Below are 17,443 nucleotides of genomic sequence, written 5' to 3' on the forward strand. Positions count from 1 at the left end.
TCTGTCGTTTTGATATCTGTATGACGCGGGTAAAAACACAAAGGTTTAAAAGCGACGTAAAAAAATCGCCGTTAAGTGCATTACTTGACTCGTTGTACGGTGAACCCTCGTTCTGCCAGCTGAGTAAGTAGTCCATGCTGCTGGGGTAAATGCAGCGCACCCACGGCGATAAAGTGGGGTGATTTGGCCAGCCGGGGTGTCAATGTCGCTACCCAGGTGTTATTGCGTTGAATGAGCATGACTTGCTCGGCGTGCTGACCATACTCGGAGTCATCAAAACTCAGTTTATAAAAGGTATTTAGTTTCTGATAATTGCCTTGTTTCCAGGCTGTTATCATTTGGGTGAAGTATTGCTCAAAGTCCTCAACCTGCTTCAGTGTGTCGGCTATCATGGCGTCGTTTTGATCGCCCAGCGTACTGAATAAGCTTAGTTGTTGCTCCAGGCTTTCCAATTCCATAATGGGCTTTTTGATGCGGGTGGCAAACTCAATTATTTGCTTATCAATGCCATAGTCTTCACTGAATCCCGCTTGTTGATACTCCAGTCGCAGAATGGTGAGCATAACAGACCAGGGCTGATAGCTTTCAAACAGCGCGATATCGATTTTGCGCTTGGAGAGATAATCTTTTACTTGTTTATAAGTCACCGGAGACAGGCTGGTTTGCAGTGTATTCCCTGGTTTTTGCAGCATAAAAGGCAAGGTTTTTCGTTGTAGCTCCAGGGGGCTAATGGCTTCGGTATTGAGTTCGACTACCACTGTCTGGCTGCTTTGTATAGCGGTTTCTATACGCGGATCCAGGCCGTGCATTGTGCTATCTCCAACGTGCACAGTACCAAACAGGTAAGACGTGATACCGTTTTTTTCTACGCTCCATAGTGCAGGTTGTGCGATAGCAATCTGGCTGAGGAGCAACAAAAAGAGTGCAGAGATAAACTGTGTCAGGCGAATAAAGTGAGGCATGGTTCCCTCCAAATGTTCAAAACTGGGCACATCATAATCAATTCCCGGAGTAAATCATAAAAATTTAATGTTGTGATGAGCAAGAATGAATCGTGTGGGAAAAAACACTCACTTTAGTTTATTCCAGATAGGGAGTTTGATTTAGGTATTTTTTATCCTTGTTTTGGTGGTATTTTGAATTTTATTTTGTTTTTGTGTGATCTAACAAAGGAAATTGGCATAATTTTTAGGGTTGACTTGTTGGGGGCCTACGGGTTACTAATAGAAAAAGAGCACAACAGAGCGCTTAGCGCGTGTGCAAAGTATTCGTTTTTTCAGAAGAGCAGTGACATGTTAAAAACAGTTTCTCTACTAGTCGTGATTATCAACGTGGTGATTATTATTACCGCGGGGGCTGGTTAGTGCTGTTCGAAAAGTATTAGCAAAAAGCCCCCCGCACTGAAAAGTTCGGGGGGCTTTTTCGTTTTAGGGCCAAATTCAAAGACAAAGGGCAATGGGCAAAACAATGACAGGCGCACAATTGGTAATAGACATGTTAGTAAAACAAGGGGTGAGTTCAGTATTCGGGTATCCGGGTGGTGCCATCATGCCGATTTACGATGCGTTATACGGTGCGCCACTGAAGCATTACCTGACGCGTCACGAGCAAGGCGCCGGTTTCGCGGCGGTTGGCTACGCCAGAAGTACAGGTAAGCTGGGTGTATGTTTTGCTACCTCAGGTCCGGGCGCAACCAATCTGGTAACGGCGCTGGCAGATGCCATGATGGACTCAGTGCCATTGCTTGCGATCACCGGACAAGTGCCTACCGCAGCGATTGGATCAGATGCTTTTCAGGAAGTCGATGTCCTGGGCATGTCGTTGTCTTGTACCAAGCACAGCTTTATGGTCGAGCGGGGTGAAGACCTGGCTGAGGTGCTGCAGGAGGCCATGCACATTGCGCAGTCGGGCCGGCCCGGCCCGGTACTGGTTGATATCCCTAAAGACATCCAACAGGCACAGGTCCCTGTTCATGGTTGGCAGGCCGAAGCGCATCAGCCAACTCCGCTGTCGAGCTTTGAGTTGGACAAAGCCAACGAGTTGTTAGCTCAGGCAAAAAAGCCGGTTGCTTATGTGGGAGGCGGTGTTCACAGTGCAGATGCGCAAGCCGAGTTGATGGCCTTTTTGCAGCGTACACAGATGCCAGCCGTGTCGACTTTGAAAGCATTAGGTAGTGTAAAACCTGATTATGCCTACGACCTGGGTATGTTGGGAATGCACGGTGGTCAGGCAGCTAATCTGGCAGTGCAAGAATCTGATTTGCTGGTTTGTATCGGTGCACGCTTTGACGATCGGGTAACCGGTAACCTGGCTAAGTTTGCCGCTGCGGCCAAAGTGATCCACCTGGATATTGACCCGGCCGAAGTCGGTAAGCGTAAACCCGCGGCTGCTTCTTTGATCGCCGATTTGAAAGTGTCGCTGCCTTTATTGCAGGGCGAACTGGCCCCGGCGCCGTGGCGTGCTCATATCAGCGCACTGGCTGAGCAACACGCCTGGCGCTACGACTACCCCGGCGACAAAGTATTCGCGCCTTATTTGCTCAATCGCCTGAGCCGTTTGATGCCGGATACTGGAGTGGTGTGTTGCGATGTGGGTCAGCACCAGATGTGGGTGGCACAACATATGCGCTTTAGTCACCCAAGTAACCATTTGAGCAGTGGGGGAGCCGGGACTATGGGGTTCGGTTTACCGGCAGCCATCGGTGCCCAGGTTGCCCGGCCTGATGACATGGTGATCACGGTCTCTGGTGATGGCTCCATCATGATGAATATTCAAGAGCTGGCAACCATACGACGCAATAACTTACCGGTCAAAATTGTCATTCTCGATAACCAGCGTTTGGGTATGGTACGCCAGTGGCAGCAGCTCTTTTTCGATGGCCGCTACAGTGAGACCAATTTGTCAGACAATCCGGATTTTGTACAACTGGCGGCTGTGTTTGGGATCCCAGGGCAGACCATCACCCGTGCCGATGAAGTCGATGGTGCAGTTGATGCACTATTGGCTTCCACAGGGCCTTATATATTGCACGCTTGCATCGATGACAAAGAAAACGTCTGGCCATTGGTACCGCCAGGCGCGGCTAATCATGAAATGCTGACGCAATCGCAGCAGCAAAACTAAACTTATTTCCTTTGACGGAGCGAATACCATGAAACATCAACTCACCGTAGCGGTAAACAATCAAGCCATCGCAGTCGAGCGTTTTTTGCGCGTCGCCCGTCATCGCGGGTTTCGCCTGACGCAACTGGAGCTCCAGGGCCACGAAGAGTTATTTCACGTCAAAATGACAGTAGATAGTGACAAACCTATCTATCTATTGACGTCACAATTAAATAAGCTTGTTGAAGTGCAATCAGTCGATCTGCACACACTACAGCAGGCAATATAATAAATAAGGTTTTAAATAATGACACAAACTTCACAATACATTTGGCACAACGGCGAATTGATCCCATATGAGCAAGCAACCACGCATGTGCTCAGTCACGCCATTCATTATGGTAGCTCCGTATTTGAAGGGATCCGAGCGTACGATACGCCAAAGGGTCCGGCTATTTTCCGTCTGAAGGATCACATTCAGCGCTTATTTGATTCGGCCAAAATCTATCGTATCGAGATCCCTTACACGCAGGAAGAGATCATGCAGGCGTGTAAAGACGCGGTGGCAAAAAATGGCTTCACCAATGCTTATCTGCGTCCATTTGCCTTTTTAGGTCACGTTGGTCTGGGGGTGCATCCAAAATCACACCGGGCCGAGGTCACTGTCGCGGCGATGGAGTGGGGTGCATATCTGGGTGAAGGCAGCCTGGAAAATGGGGTTGATGCATGTGTTTCCTCGTGGCAGCGCCTGGCACCGAATACGATGCCAACTGCCGCAAAAGCAGGTGGTAACTATTTGTCATCTCAGTTGATCACCGCAGAAGCCAAGCGCCACGGCTATGTTGAAGGGATCGCACTGGACGTAAACGGCTATCTTAGTGAGGGCGCCGGTGAGAACCTGTTTGTGATCCGTAAGGGCATCATCTATACCCCGCCAACCACGGCGAGCATTTTGCCGGGCCTGACTCGTGACACCATCATGCATCTGGCTAAAGCGCGTGGCTATGAAGTCAGAGAAGAGCCAATCGCTCGTGAGGGTCTGTATCTGGCAGACGAGTTCTTTATGGTGGGTACTGCGGCTGAAGTGGTACCGGTACGCAGTGTTGATCAGATCCAGGTGGGTGATGGTCAGCGCGGACCTATCACCGCAGAATTGCAGCAGGCTTACTTTGATCTGGTTAAAGGACAAAGTGAGGATCTGCAAGGCTGGCTGGATTACGTAAACGAATAAAACCGGCACATTAGTGCTTACACGCCGGGCTGACTGGTCCGGCATACATATTTTGGAATGAGGAAAGCCGTTGCCAGATGGGGCAACGCAAACTGGAAAAGGGGTCAACATGGCAAAGTTACGCAGCAAAACAACCACTGAAGGCAGACAACAAGCAGGCGCCCGTGCACTATGGCGCGCCACCGGTATGACTGACAGTGATTTTCATAAGCCCATTGTGGCGGTGGTGAACTCGTATACCCAGTTTGTGCCCGGGCATGTGCACCTCAACCAACTCAGCGAATTGATGGCGGACGCTATCCGGGAAGCCGGCGGTGTGCCGCGCGAATTTAATACCATTGCCATTGATGATGGCATTGCGATGGGCCATGGCGGCATGTTGTATTCCTTGCCGTCGCGAGATCTCATTGCTGATTCTGTAGAATATATGGTCAATGCGCATTGTGCAGATGCCATGGTGTGTATTTCAAACTGCGATAAGATCACCCCGGGGATGCTGCTGGCGGCACTGCGGTTGAATATCCCGGTGATCTTTGTCTCAGGCGGGCCAATGGAAGCGGGCAAAACGCGTCTGGCTGATATCGACATTAAACTGGACCTGGTCGATGCCATGGTCAAAGGGGCCGATCCCAGTGTCAGTGATGAAGACTCAGATAAAGTGGAGCGTTCAGCCTGTCCAACTTGTGGGTCTTGCTCCGGGATGTTCACGGCTAACTCAATGAATTGTTTATTGGAAGCGCTGGGACTGGCATTGCCGGGCAATGGCACCACACTGGCCACGCATGCCGATCGCCGTTTCTTATATGAAGGCGCAGCAAAGCGTATCCTGGCGTTGTGTGATGAGTATTATGGCAAAGACAATGAGGCGGCACTGCCGCGTAACATTGCGAATCAGGCCGCGTTTACCAATGCGATGACCTTAGATATTGCAATGGGTGGCTCATCTAATACGGTGTTGCACCTGCTCGCGGCTGCAATAGAAGGGGGAGTTGAGTTCGATATGGCTGACATTGACCGCTTATCTCGCACAACTCCTTTCCTGTGTAAAGTGGCACCGGCAACCCAGCAGTACCATATCGAAGATGTTCACCGGGCCGGTGGCATTATGGCTATCCTCAATGAACTGGCTAAAGCTGACAAACTCGACCTGGCGGTGGGCCATGTTGCAGGTGGCACGCTGGGTGAGGTCATTAAGCGTTGGGATGCGACCGATCCGGCCAATGAGCGGGCGCAAACTTTCTATCGTGCTGGTCCCGCCGGCGTACGTACCACCCAAGCAATGAGTCAGGAATGTCGCTGGGACGAGCTGGATCTGGACCGCGAGGGCGGCTGTATTCGCAGTGTTGAACATGCATTTCGTCAGGATGGCGGACTAGCTGTGTTGACCGGCAACCTGGCATTGGACGGGTGTATCGTTAAAAGTGCGGGGGTAGAAGACGACATGCTGCGCTTTGAGGGCACAGCTGTGGTGTTTGAATCTCAGGACGATGCGGTTGAAGGGATCCTCGGTGGCAAGGTGAAAAAGGGCGATGTCGTGGTGATCCGCTACGAAGGCCCGAAAGGTGGACCTGGGATGCAGGAAATGTTGTATCCGACCAGCTACCTCAAATCTATGGGGCTAGATAAAGACTGTGCCTTGTTGACGGATGGTCGCTTCTCCGGCGGCACGTCTGGTTTGTCGATAGGCCATGCCTCTCCTGAAGCGGCCAGTGGGGGCGCGCTGGCACTGGTAGAAAATGGCGATACCATCCGCATTGATATTCCCGCACGCAGCATCGACGTCTTACTGGATGAACAGCAACTTGAGGCACGCAAAGCACAGCAGGCAGCACGTGGTAAAATGGCTTATAAGCCATTAGATCGTCAGCGCTATGTCAGCCCGGCTTTGAAAGCTTACGCCTTATTAGCAACCAGTGCTGACAAAGGTGCAGTACGCGATTTTGAAAAGCTGGAGGCATTGAGTTAACTATGGTGGCAAAAGAGCTCGATTATTTTCGTGCTGTTGTGCAGGCCAATGTCTCGCCGCTGGTCCGGGAAACCGAGGTCAGCGAGCTGAGCGGGCTTTCGGCCCGGCTCGGACATCAGATCTGGCTCAAGCGCGAAGACCAACAACCTGTTTATTCATTCAAGCTGCGTGGGGCATACAACAAGCTGAGCAAACTTCCTACTGGCAGTTTGGTCGTTACGGCATCCGCTGGTAATCATGCGCAGGGGGTGGCATTGAGCGCCGCACACCTGGGCCATCGCGCCATCATTGTGATGCCAGTCACGACACCCGAGATCAAAGTCAATGCAGTGCGTAATCAGGGAGGCGAAGTGGTACTGCATGGTCATCACTTTGATGCTGCTCAGGAGTATGCGCAGTCCTTGTGTCAGTCACAAGGGGGCGTGTTTGTGCCACCGTTCGATGACAAAGAGGTGATCATAGGTCAGGGCACCGTCGCACGAGAGCTGATGCAGCAACTTCATCATTTGGATGTGGTCTTTATTCCCGTGGGCGGCGGTGGTTTGCTAGCTGGGATGGCGGTTTATATCAAGTCTTTGCGTCCGGAGATCCGGGTGATTGGTGTGGAAGCGCAAGAAAGCGCCTGCCTGAAGGCTGCGATGGAAGCCGGGCGTCCGGTGGAGCTGGAGCGGGTCGGCAGTTTTGCTGACGGTGTGGCGGTGAAACGCATTGGCAGTGAGACTTTTCGTCTTGCTGAGCAATTCTGTGATGACGTGGTTACGGTCAGTGCAGACGAAATTTGTGCTGCGGTACAGGATATTTTCGTTGAAACCCGCGCCATCGCAGAGCCTTCCGGAGCACTGGCCACGGCCGGGCTTAAAAAGTGGTGTCAGGAGCGCGACGAGCGGGGCTTAACACTGGCTGCTGTGTTGTCCGGCGCGAACCTGAATTTTGACCGCTTACGGTATATTGCTGAGCGCACGGCACTGGGTGCTCGCAGTGAAGCCCTGTTGGGTGTGACCATAGAGGAATCCAAAGGCAGCTTTAAACGCTTTTGTCACAGCTTGTCTGGCCGCGCAATCACGGAGTTTAATTATCGTTACGCCGGTGGCGATACCGCACAGATCTTTGCGGGGGTCGGTTTACGTGGCGGTGAACAGGAGTTACAGGAGCTTAAAACCAGCCTGACTGAAGCGAATTACCAATTTACTGACTTGTCCGACAACGAGCTTGCTAAGTTACATATCCGCTATATGGTTGGTGGCAAGCCGCCGGTGGCATTGAGTGAGCGGTTATTTCGCTTCGAGTTTCCAGAATATCCCGGCGCTTTAGCGCGCTTTTTAGAGACCTTAGGGAGTAACTGGAACATTACCCTGTTTCACTATCGTAATCATGGTGCCGCGCAGGGGAATGTGCTGGCGGCGTTTGAACTGGGCGCACAAGACAGTGTCCGGTTTGATGAGCATTTGCAGCGTCTGGGTTATCAGTATCAGGAAGAGACCGACAATCCGTGTTTCAGGCAGTACCTTCAGCATGACATGATGCAGGCGGATCGCCGCGTCAGCTAGTTTTGCATTCCGTCCGGCGCCTTCTATAGTTGTATCAGGGCAGGCTCCGGGCGCGTATCACAATGAGTTATCATCACTTTGTATTGGCCATTGCGCTGTGGTGGAGCAGTGCGCTTAGCGCATTGGAAGAGGTGACACTACAACTCAAATGGACCCATCAGTTTCAATTTGCCGGTTATTACATGGCCCTCAACAAAGGTTTTTATCGCCAGCAGGGGTTAAACGTTAAAATCGTGCCTGCCGATCCGGATAACCCGGATGAGCAATTTAAAGTGTTGTCAGGTCAGGCGCAATTTGGCGTAACCCACTCAGGTATCTTACAGCAGCGCTTACAGGGTAAGCCATTGGTGGCCCTGGCCGCGATCTTCCAGTCTTCTCCTTATTGCTGGATGGTGCGTGCCGACAGTGATATCTATGTCCCGAAAGATTTCATGGGGAAAAAAATCAGCCACCTTGGGCGAATTGAGGGGGCTGAACTGGTGGTGATGCTGGAGCGGGCGGGGATAGATGTCCCTCACTTACCCCTGTATGCCGGGCTGGAACCCATCAAGGATTTTATTGCCGGGCGCTTTGATGCATTGCAGGTCTATATTTCAAACGAACCTTTTAAGCTGGCACAACAGGGTATTGCGACCCGGCAGATCTGCCCCAAGCACTTTGGTCTGAATGTCTATGCGGACATTTTATTTACCTCGGAAGATGTTTTGAATTATCGCCCGCAAACCGTCGCCCGATTTCGCCGCGCTTCCTTACAGGGCTGGCGCTATGCCATGAGCAACCCCGATGAAGCGCTGGCGGTCACTAAAGCTGAGTATGCAACCACGAAGAGCATTTCTGCGCTGGCAAACGAGGCCGATAAACTGATGCCCTTTATCAAAGCGCCAGGCATTTCACTGGGTGCTATGTCTCAGGCTCGCTGGTTGTGGATTGCTCAGCTTTATCGGCTCGACCTTGCTGATTTTCATGAACAAAAACATCAGTTTCTTTATACTGAGCCGGATCAAGAAGAAGATAGCTGGTCGTGGATGTTGACCCTGGCGGCGATAGTGGGTGTGATCTGTGTGCCCATGTACATACATTTGATCTTCTTCCGTCACCGGCGTTTTACCTTAAAATGACTGGCAGTGCTTTGCGAGATGGGCGCAAGCGCATACAATAAGCGCCCTTTAGTTAGTTCGGTATCGGTGGCCCGCATGCACAGTTCCTTTTCTTCTCAGTTTTTAGCCCTGGATGCATTGCTCACAGACACACGTCGTTACTGGCAATTACTGGCATTTGATCATATCGACATCCCCTGGCCAGATCTGGAAGAGGCGCTGTTATCGCTGAGTGATGAGGACGTGACGGCTCTGGATCGGGACCCTGAGTCACTGATAGTGTTTCTTGCACCTTATATTCCGGCATTGCAAACGCTCCCGACTTTGACGGCGCTGTCGCTGGACGTTGCGAGTCGACCAGAGTTTCCGTTTTGGCTCAGTAATGGCATCAAGGGCCGCAAGTTGGCTCAGTTACAGGACTTTGTTGCTCAGGTATATCAGCCAAAGCTGCCGGTGCTGGAGTGGTGCGCGGGTAAAGGTCACCTGGGCCGGCTGTTGGCTTATCTGGGCGCGGAGCATGTCGACAGTGTTGAGTTGCAGGCGGCTTTATGTCAGCAAGGGCAGCACAGTGCCGAGCAACAAAAGTTGGCCATGACCTTTCATTGTGCCGATGTACTTAATGATCCGATCACACAGTATTTTCGACCACGACAGCAGGCTGTTGCATTGCATGCCTGCGGTCGGTTACATCAGACCTTTATGGAGCAGGCGAGCGCCGCACAGTGCGAGCAGATCAGCCTGTCACCCTGTTGTTATCATCTGTTTACTGAGCCCACCTACCAGCCGATGAGTGGCGTTGCAGCGCATAGTACTTTGGAATTGTCACACAGTGACATGAAGCTGGCGTTGCAGGAGACGGTTACTGCACCAGGGAGAGTCGCGAAAGTACGTAAACGAGAGGTCCAGTGGCGACTGGCTTTTGATGCGCTGCGTCGTGATGTGACTGGCGATACTCAGTACCTCAGTGTGCCCTCCGTGAATAAAGCGATTTTTTCCGGGCCGTTCGTTGATTTCTGTCACTGGGCTGCTGAGCAAAAGCAGATAGACTTACCGGCACACTTTGATGCTGACTATTACCTGGCACAAGGGCGTGCACGTCAGCGTATCACTGAGCGCATCGAGCTGGTACGTCATGCGTTTCGTCGCGCCATAGAAGTGTGGCTGGTGCTCGACAGGGTGTTATATCTTGAACAGGCCGGGTATGATGTCAGCCTCTCGGAATTTTGTCATAAATCACTGACGCCAAGAAATATTTTGATCCAGGCTACACGGTGTCAATCAGCAAAATAAGGAAAAACCATGTGCCAGTCTGACAGTCAGCTGCAACATCTGCTCAATAATAATCGCCAGTGGGCGAAACAGACCCAGACCAATAACCCGGAGTTTTTTGCCAAATTATCCATGCAACAGAATCCCAACTATCTGTGGATTGGCTGCTCGGACTCCCGGGTGCCGGCCAACCAGATTGTTGATTTGATGCCGGGAGACTTGTTTGTCCACCGCAATGTGGCCAACGTGGTGGTGCATACCGATCATAACTGTTTGTCTGTGATGCAGTACGCCATTGAGGTGCTGAAAGTTGAACATGTGCTTGTCGTGGGTCACTACGGCTGTGGTGGGGTGCGTGCTGCTCTGGAAGATGCCCGTCTAGGCCTGATCGATAACTGGTTACGCCATGTCGGCGATGTCAAAGAGATGCACCAGGCGATGCTCAATGAAATACAGCCTGATCAACGTTGCGATGCGTTATGTGAGCTGAATGTGATAGAGCAGGTCAGAAACGTCTGTCGAACTAATGTGGTGCAGGATGCCTGGTCGCGGGGGCAAAAGTTGACCATTCATGGCTGGGTTTATGGTCTGGCGGATGGCTTGCTGAAGGAACTCAATACACAGATTGAGCAGGAAGAGCAACTGGCAGCGCACTATGAACGGGCCCTGGTCGATCTGGCCAGGCGATACCAGTTGTAGGAATTACTGTTCTGGCTGGTCGCTGTCTTGTGCTGCCAGCTTAGCCTCTAGTTCGGCCACTTTGGTTTCGAGTTCGGTGAGTTTTTCACGGGTTTTGATCAGTACTTTGCTCTGAATATCAAACTCTTCACGACTGACAAAATCCATTTCTGCCAGTTTATTCTGAATAGCTTGTTTGGTTTTGCTTTCAAAAGTGTCTGCAAGGTTTTTCACACCTTGTGGCATGTTACTGGAGATCTGCTTGGCGATTTCTTCAATTTTTGCTGGGTTGATCATGGGCTGGCCTCTAAGCTTGATTAATGTCTCTATCTTACCTAAAGCGGTCACCGGTTAAAAGCGCTTGGGATCCACTTGAGCATTACGGTAAACTTAGCAGCTTATTGACTAAAGGTGATCACAGAATATGAAACTGAACCCGAAACAAGATGAAGCTGTTAAGTATATCAGCGGACCCTGTCTGGTACTGGCCGGTGCCGGCTCTGGAAAAACCCGGGTGATCACCAATAAAATTGCTTATCTGGTACAAAAATGTGAATACAAGGCACGTAACATTGCGGCGGTGACCTTTACCAATAAAGCTGCCAAAGAGATGCGTGAGCGGGTGTCACAGACGCTGGGCAAACAAGAAGCCAAAGGTCTGTGGGTATCGACCTTTCATACGCTGGGGCTGGAGATCATTAAAAAAGAAGTGAAAACGTTGGGTTACAAACCTGGCTTTTCCTTGTTTGATGATCAGGATACGAATCAGTTATTGGCCGAATTGACAGAAAAAGAGCTGGATCGTGACAAAGATCTGCTCAACCAGCTAAAAATGCAGATCGGCAACTGGAAAAATGAACTGATCCAGCCAGAGCGGGCGATCCGAGAGGCTAGAGAGGCACAAAAGGCGTTATTTGCGCAGCTTTATGCCCGCTATCAGACCCAGCTTAGAGCATATAACGCGTTAGATTTTGACGATCTGATCATGATCCCCACCTTATTGCTAAACAGTTCTGTCGAAGTACGTGAACGCTGGCAGGCCCGTTTTCGTTATATGCTGGTGGATGAGTATCAGGATACCAACACCAGCCAGTATCAGCTGGTAAAATTGTTGGTGGGCGAGCGCGCCCGCTTTACTGTGGTAGGGGATGACGACCAGTCCATTTATTCATGGCGTGGTGCCAAGCCACAAAATCTGGTGCTGCTGAGCAAAGATTTTCCAGGATTACGCCTCATTAAGCTGGAACAAAACTATCGTAGTGCCGGGCGGATCCTGAAAGCGGCGAATATTCTGATCGCCAATAACCCTCATGAATTCGACAAAAAACTTTTCAGTGAACTGGGTTATGGGGATCCGCTACGCTTGATTGCAACCCGAGATGAAGAACATGAATCCGAGCGGGTCGTCGCTGAGATCATTTCTCATAAGTTTATGAAGCGGACCAGCTATCGTGATTACGCCATTTTGTATCGGGGTAACCATCAGGCGCGGGTGTTCGAAAAAGCCCTGATGGCGAACCGCATTCCGTATAAAATCAGCGGCGGCATGTCGTTTTTTGCCCGCAGTGAGATCAAAGACATCATGGCGTATTTGCGGCTGCTGGTAAATCAGGATGATGACAATGCTTTTTTGCGGATCGTCAACACGCCACGACGTGAGATAGGGCCCGTCACTCTGGAGAAACTCGGCAGTCTGGCCAACGATAAACACATCAGCTTATTTGCCGCGTGTTTTGAGCCTGAGTTGCCGCAACGCCTCAGTGGTCGCGGTCTGAATGCGTTGATGGGGTTTGCCCGTTGGGTGGTTGAACTGAGTGACCGAGCAACCCGGGGAGACACACTCGAAGCGGTTAAAGACATGGTGCGAGAGATCAATTACGAAGCCTATTTGTATGAGTCATCGCCCAGCGCGAAAGCCGCCGAGATGCGCATGAAGAACGTCTCGGAACTGTATCGCTGGATCAGCGATATGCTGACCGGCGATGCGGATAATCCACCTATGACTTTGCCTGAGGTGGTGAGCAAACTGACACTGCGAGACATGTTGGAGCGCAACGAAGAAGAAGATGACAGCGATGCGGTGCAACTGTTGACGCTGCATGCCTCTAAAGGTCTGGAATATCCCCATGTCTTTATGGTCGGAATGGAAGAAGGGTTACTACCGCATCAGACCAGCATCGATGAAGACAATGTTGAAGAAGAGCGGCGTCTGGCTTATGTGGGCGTAACCCGTGCACAACAGACGTTGACCATGACCTATGCCAAAAGCCGTCGTCAGTTTGGTGAGCAGATCACACCTGAGCTCAGCCGGTTTGTTCAGGAAATGCCGCAAGATGACATTCAAAGTGAGGGCAAGAAACCCGTACAATCACAGTCTGAACGTATGGAGAAAGGTCAGGCCAGGGTTGCGAACCTGCGTGCGATGCTGAAACGTTAAAGCGGCAGAGATTCGTGTGAGGAGGGCACTTCGCTTGGTTTAGTGCCCGATAAGCTCTGTTGTTTACCAAAAAATAAACTCAGCCCGTGACGTTCCAGTAAACTTCTGAAGTTCAGGATCGCAGGACCTTTGGCGATGACCTGAATGGCTTTGAGGGCTGTTACCGCAAGGATCCCCTGCAATTGCACATCATAGCTGTTTTGTTGCAGCACCCGTTTGCTGAATGTTGAGCTGAGCAGCAGATATTTAAAATCAATTTGGCTGAGCAGCGCCAGATCGCAGCGATCTTTGGCAAAATCATTGAGGCCAACGGCGATGCCCAGGCTGCACAGCTCTTTGAGGTTCTCGAGCTGCATGCTGGACGCGTAGCGGATTTCGCTTTCATCAAACAGTAGGCTCAGGTGGCTGGTGTGTTGACTCAATAATTGTTTCAGCTCTGCAAAGGTGGTGCTTTCCAGGATCGCACAGGAGCAGGCAAACAGCACATCAGCAGTGTGCGCTTTGGCTACGCGCCCGGCCTGTTCGAGTGCCTGACTGAGCAACTGCATTTCTATTTTTAGCTGCTCATCTTTCGCCGCGGCAAATTTCTTGAGGATATCGAAACTGGTGCTACCCAGAACCGGGTGTTCACCAAAGGCTTCGAGCATCACAATATGCTGACCATGATTGGCCATATTCACAATTTCAGTGCTGCGAAAATGGATCGGCAGGGCACTCAGGTGATGATATTCCGTTTGTTTGCTTTGTGTGCTGGCTGCGCTGAGTAGCGGGTGATAAAACTCATAACGACCGCGACCGGCATTCTTAGCGTAGTACATGGCGGCGTCGGCATCGCGGATAATCTCATCGGTATCTTTGTAGTCTTTGTTGCTATAAGTAATACCAATACTGGCACCACTTTGCATGCACAGGCCTTTCATGCAGAACGGCTGTTGCATGACTCTGATCAGGCGTTTCGCAACGTCTTCCGCTTGCTGGCGATCGCTCAAATGATCCAGCAGGATCACAAACTCATCTCCCGCCAGACGGGCTAATAAGTCGTGCTCACGAATACATTCTGAAAATGCTTTACTGACCCAGATTAAAAACTGGTCACCCGCCTGATGCCCGAGTTCATCGTTGATGTCCTTGAATTTATCCAGGTCGATAAACAGCACAGCAAAATTATTGTCCGGATAACGTTGGTACTTTTGTAAGGTTTTTTCCAGCTGGGTCAAAAATAACAACCGGTTGGGCAGCGTCGTCAGCGGGTCATGGTGGGCATCATGATAGAGTTGCTGCTCAATCTTTTTTCTTTCCTCGATTTGCATTTGCAAATGTAAATTGGTCTGGCGTAATTCTTTGGTTTTTTCTGCGACCCGATGTTCCAGTTCCAGATTACTGGCTTTGAGTGCCTGGTTGGCGAGATGCGTTTGTAACACGGAGGCGATTTGATTCGAGACAAATGAAATTAATTCAACATCCTCGTGATTATATTCGTACTCATGGTTATATGCCTGGCAGGCAATGAGACCGATGACCCCTTTGGCGGTTTTCAGCGGGGCGCCCAGCCAGCTGGTTGCTGCGTTTTGTAGCTGATAATTGTCCGGGCGTTTGACGATTTCATTGTCGATCAATACCTGTGCCCGCTTAGTGTCTATCAGTTGACTGCGTTCAGTGGTGATCACTAACTCGCTATAGCCATTGGCAAATGGACGCGGTTTGTACTGAGTCATCTCATCCACGCTGTACGGGAAGCTGAGCCAGTCTGAGGCCTTGTCATGCAATGCGATAAACAGGTTATCAGCAAAGGTAATGGACCGCATGATCTGGTGAACTTGCTGGTATACATCGTCGATATCACTGAACTGAGTCGCCAATTCCGCGATCTTAAAGAGGATTTGCTGGCGTTCCAGTGCCCGTTTACGTTGCTCTATTTCAGTATTGAGTGCCTCGTTACTCTGCATTAGAGCACGGGTACGAATTTTAACTTCTGATTCTAACAACTCACGCTTTTTTACCCGTTCAATGGCGGTTGCCAGGTACAGGGACATGACTTCGAGCAGTTCTACCTGCTGCTCGCTGTAATGCTGATCCGGCGCATAGTTTTGGGACACCATGACGCCGATAATGGTTTTTTCGCGGAAAATAGGCACACCGACCCAGTGTTCAGCCTGAGTGCCCAGCGCTTTAAACAGGCCTTGTGCACTCATTTGCTCCATCTGCTGACGCTTGAGGTACAAAGTTTGTCGGTTTTTAAAAACGTAGCCTGTTATTCCCTGGCTGAAGTGGTTTGCTTCGTGCAGCGGCACTGAGATGCCGTCTTTCTCATCGACAAAATAAGACAGTTCCAGCCCCTGAGTGAACTGGTTTTGCAGCACAACATAAAAGCTTTTGCTCGGTAAGTATTGCTCTAAAATGCTATGAATAGCGGGATATAGCAGCGTCAACTCCGCAACTGTGCTGGCCTGCTCGGATAACTGGATCAGAGCATGCTGCAAGTGAGAGTGTTGTTTGTACTTTTTCAGCAAGGACTCTAAACGGTGATTTTTCCGAGTCAGTTTGCGAACTAAGACGCTGGGATCTTCCAATGATGAAACCAAGAGTTGTTATTGTCTATTTATTGTTCTTATATTTTCATTTTTACAATGAGGGGTCAAGTGCAAAATTTTAATAACAATATGGTGATATTTGTCGTGAACTTTGCGACAAGAGACGCCTATTGTAGGGGGTGTATTGCTCACCCCCAACGGATGATTATTTACTTAATCATAAAATCAATGGCTGCTGCAATTTCGTCATCGCTACAGTCCATACAGGTACCACGAGGAGGCATGGCATTGAAACCATTGATTGCGTGGTCTAGCAGTACGTCGTTGCCTTTAGCAAGACGTGGTGCCCAGTCATCAGCGGTTTTTGGTGCACCCAGTGCGCCTGTGCCATGACAAGCAAAACAGGAAGCCTGATACACTTGCTCACCTGTACGAGGGCCAGTTGGGGCCGCGGCAGCAGTATCTTCGGCACCCGCCAGGTAGACCGAGCCGACAGGCTCAAGACGCTTCTTGATCGCTTCTTCAGTTAAAGAATTGTCGAATGGCTGTGCGATTGCCGCAGTAGATAGCAATAACAGTGCTGCTGAAAGTTTCTTCATTTACCTTGCTCACTTCAAATTGAACGTGATCTATCACGATGGATGACGGAATTAAGCCGATTATAACGTCACCAACTAATTTATAAAACGTAAACTTGATTATAAGCGACTAAAAAATAAAATTTATTGCGTTAGGGCAAAAAATCGCTGGGTTAAGTGAGGAGGAGTTTAGCTATTTTGCTGCTTTTTTGAGCATTAAGCGCAGAGTAGGCGGCATGCCACCGCCTAACTTCAGCTTACGCGAACTCAAGTAGCTTTTGCACGGCCTTTTCAATGCCTGTGGATGCTTCACTGATAGAGCCTGCCAGCATGTAGGCCGGTGTACTGATCACTTTGTGCGTATCATCGACCACGATATCAGCGACACCACAATTCACGTGGCTGGCACCCAAGGCTTCAACTGCCTGAGCGGTAGCCTCATCATTGCCAATGGTAGCCAGCGTGCCTGCGGGATGGATATGACCAATCAGTGCGGGTGCAATACATAAATAAGCAATAGGTTTTCCGAGTTGGTTAAAAGCCTGACAGCTTTCTTTAACCGCTGCCAGAATGCTGGATTGCGCTCCCTTGAAAGCAAAATCAGAGAGGTTTTTGGCTACACCAAAACCACCGGGTAAGATCAGTGCGTCAAAGGCACTGGCATCGAGTGTGTCCAGTGACGCCACATCGCCACGGGCAATACGTGCTGCTTCTACTCGAACATTGCGTTGCTCATCCTGCTCTTCTCCGGTGAGGTGGTTGATCACATGGTGCTGCTCAATATCTGGTGCAAAGCACTGATAACGGGCGCCCTGGCGCTCAAGGTGTAGCATAGTGAGCACGGATTCATGGATCTCAGCACCGTCAAAGACGCCACAACCGCTTAAAATGATCGCTACTTGTTTCATCGGGATCTCCTTTTAAGGTCTTTAAATTTCAATATATGCAATTTTGTCATTTGGCTTGTAAGAAAAAAATATAAAGGATCTGCTTTGATCTTTGATCGT

Annotated in this window: 14 protein-coding genes; 9 read left to right on the plus strand and 5 right to left on the minus strand. The window is 50.3% G+C overall.

The window, feature by feature from the left end; translation table 11 throughout:
* Positions 1-80: 80 nt before the first annotated feature.
* Positions 81-962, minus strand: coding sequence for a TraB/GumN family protein (locus QNM19_RS14200; RefSeq protein ID WP_049864099.1), 882 nt, complete (start codon positions 960-962; stop codon positions 81-83).
* 505 nt (positions 963-1,467) lie between these two features.
* Here QNM19_RS14200 and ilvG point away from each other — a divergent pair.
* From ilvG to can, 8 genes are all read left to right on the plus strand, one after another.
* The gene (gene ilvG / locus QNM19_RS14205; RefSeq protein WP_049864122.1) at positions 1,468-3,123 is read left to right on the plus strand and encodes an acetolactate synthase 2 catalytic subunit; all 1,656 of its coding nucleotides are present in this window, start codon (positions 1,468-1,470) and stop codon (positions 3,121-3,123) included.
* A gap of 28 nt (positions 3,124-3,151) precedes the next feature.
* Complete coding sequence (ilvM, locus tag QNM19_RS14210; RefSeq protein WP_010383772.1) at positions 3,152-3,391, plus strand: acetolactate synthase 2 small subunit; 240 nt, start codon at positions 3,152-3,154, stop codon at positions 3,389-3,391.
* 18 nt (positions 3,392-3,409) lie between these two features.
* The gene (locus tag QNM19_RS14215; protein WP_049864097.1) at positions 3,410-4,333 is read left to right on the plus strand and encodes a branched-chain amino acid transaminase; all 924 of its coding nucleotides are present in this window, start codon (positions 3,410-3,412) and stop codon (positions 4,331-4,333) included.
* Between the two features lie 109 nt (positions 4,334-4,442).
* Positions 4,443-6,299 (plus strand): dihydroxy-acid dehydratase, encoded by a 1,857-nt coding sequence (gene ilvD, locus QNM19_RS14220; protein ID WP_284026833.1) that lies wholly within the window; start codon positions 4,443-4,445, stop codon positions 6,297-6,299.
* A 2-nt stretch (positions 6,300-6,301) separates the two neighbouring features.
* Positions 6,302-7,846 carry a threonine ammonia-lyase, biosynthetic gene (gene ilvA / locus QNM19_RS14225; RefSeq protein ID WP_049866278.1) on the plus strand — a complete coding sequence of 515 codons (1,545 nt, stop codon included), beginning with the start codon at positions 6,302-6,304 and terminating at the stop codon, positions 7,844-7,846.
* A 62-nt stretch (positions 7,847-7,908) separates the two neighbouring features.
* Positions 7,909-8,964 (plus strand): ABC transporter substrate-binding protein, encoded by a 1,056-nt coding sequence (locus tag QNM19_RS14230; RefSeq protein ID WP_049866279.1) that lies wholly within the window; start codon positions 7,909-7,911, stop codon positions 8,962-8,964.
* Between the two features lie 75 nt (positions 8,965-9,039).
* Positions 9,040-10,233 carry a methyltransferase gene (locus QNM19_RS14235; protein WP_284026834.1) on the plus strand — a complete coding sequence of 398 codons (1,194 nt, stop codon included), beginning with the start codon at positions 9,040-9,042 and terminating at the stop codon, positions 10,231-10,233.
* Positions 10,234-10,242: 9 nt separating this feature from the next.
* Positions 10,243-10,911, plus strand: coding sequence for a carbonate dehydratase (can, locus tag QNM19_RS14240; protein ID WP_049866621.1), 669 nt, complete (start codon positions 10,243-10,245; stop codon positions 10,909-10,911).
* A 3-nt stretch (positions 10,912-10,914) separates the two neighbouring features.
* Here the strand turns inward: can and ubiK are convergent, their stop codons facing one another.
* On the minus strand, positions 10,915-11,187 hold the full coding sequence (gene ubiK / locus QNM19_RS14245) for a ubiquinone biosynthesis accessory factor UbiK (RefSeq protein ID WP_049866620.1): 273 nt from the start codon (positions 11,185-11,187) through the stop codon (positions 10,915-10,917).
* 127 nt (positions 11,188-11,314) lie between these two features.
* Here ubiK and rep point away from each other — a divergent pair, with 127 nt between their 5' ends.
* Positions 11,315-13,327, plus strand: coding sequence for a DNA helicase Rep (rep, locus tag QNM19_RS14250; protein ID WP_284026835.1), 2,013 nt, complete (start codon positions 11,315-11,317; stop codon positions 13,325-13,327).
* Here the strand turns inward: rep and QNM19_RS14255 are convergent.
* From QNM19_RS14255 to elbB, 3 genes are all read right to left on the minus strand, one after another.
* The gene (locus QNM19_RS14255; protein WP_284026836.1) at positions 13,324-15,897 is read right to left on the minus strand and encodes a sensor domain-containing diguanylate cyclase; all 2,574 of its coding nucleotides are present in this window, start codon (positions 15,895-15,897) and stop codon (positions 13,324-13,326) included. The genes rep and QNM19_RS14255 overlap by 4 nt on opposite strands.
* A gap of 170 nt (positions 15,898-16,067) precedes the next feature.
* On the minus strand, positions 16,068-16,457 hold the full coding sequence (locus QNM19_RS14260) for a c-type cytochrome (RefSeq protein ID WP_010383759.1): 390 nt from the start codon (positions 16,455-16,457) through the stop codon (positions 16,068-16,070).
* A 236-nt stretch (positions 16,458-16,693) separates the two neighbouring features.
* Positions 16,694-17,344, minus strand: a complete 651-nt coding sequence (gene elbB / locus QNM19_RS14265) for an isoprenoid biosynthesis glyoxalase ElbB (RefSeq protein ID WP_284026837.1) — start codon at positions 17,342-17,344, stop codon at positions 16,694-16,696.
* Positions 17,345-17,443 lie beyond the last annotated feature (99 nt).

Source organism: Pseudoalteromonas ardens, assembly GCF_030125445.1.
GTDB classification, from domain to species: Bacteria; Pseudomonadota; Gammaproteobacteria; order Enterobacterales; family Alteromonadaceae; genus Pseudoalteromonas; species Pseudoalteromonas ardens.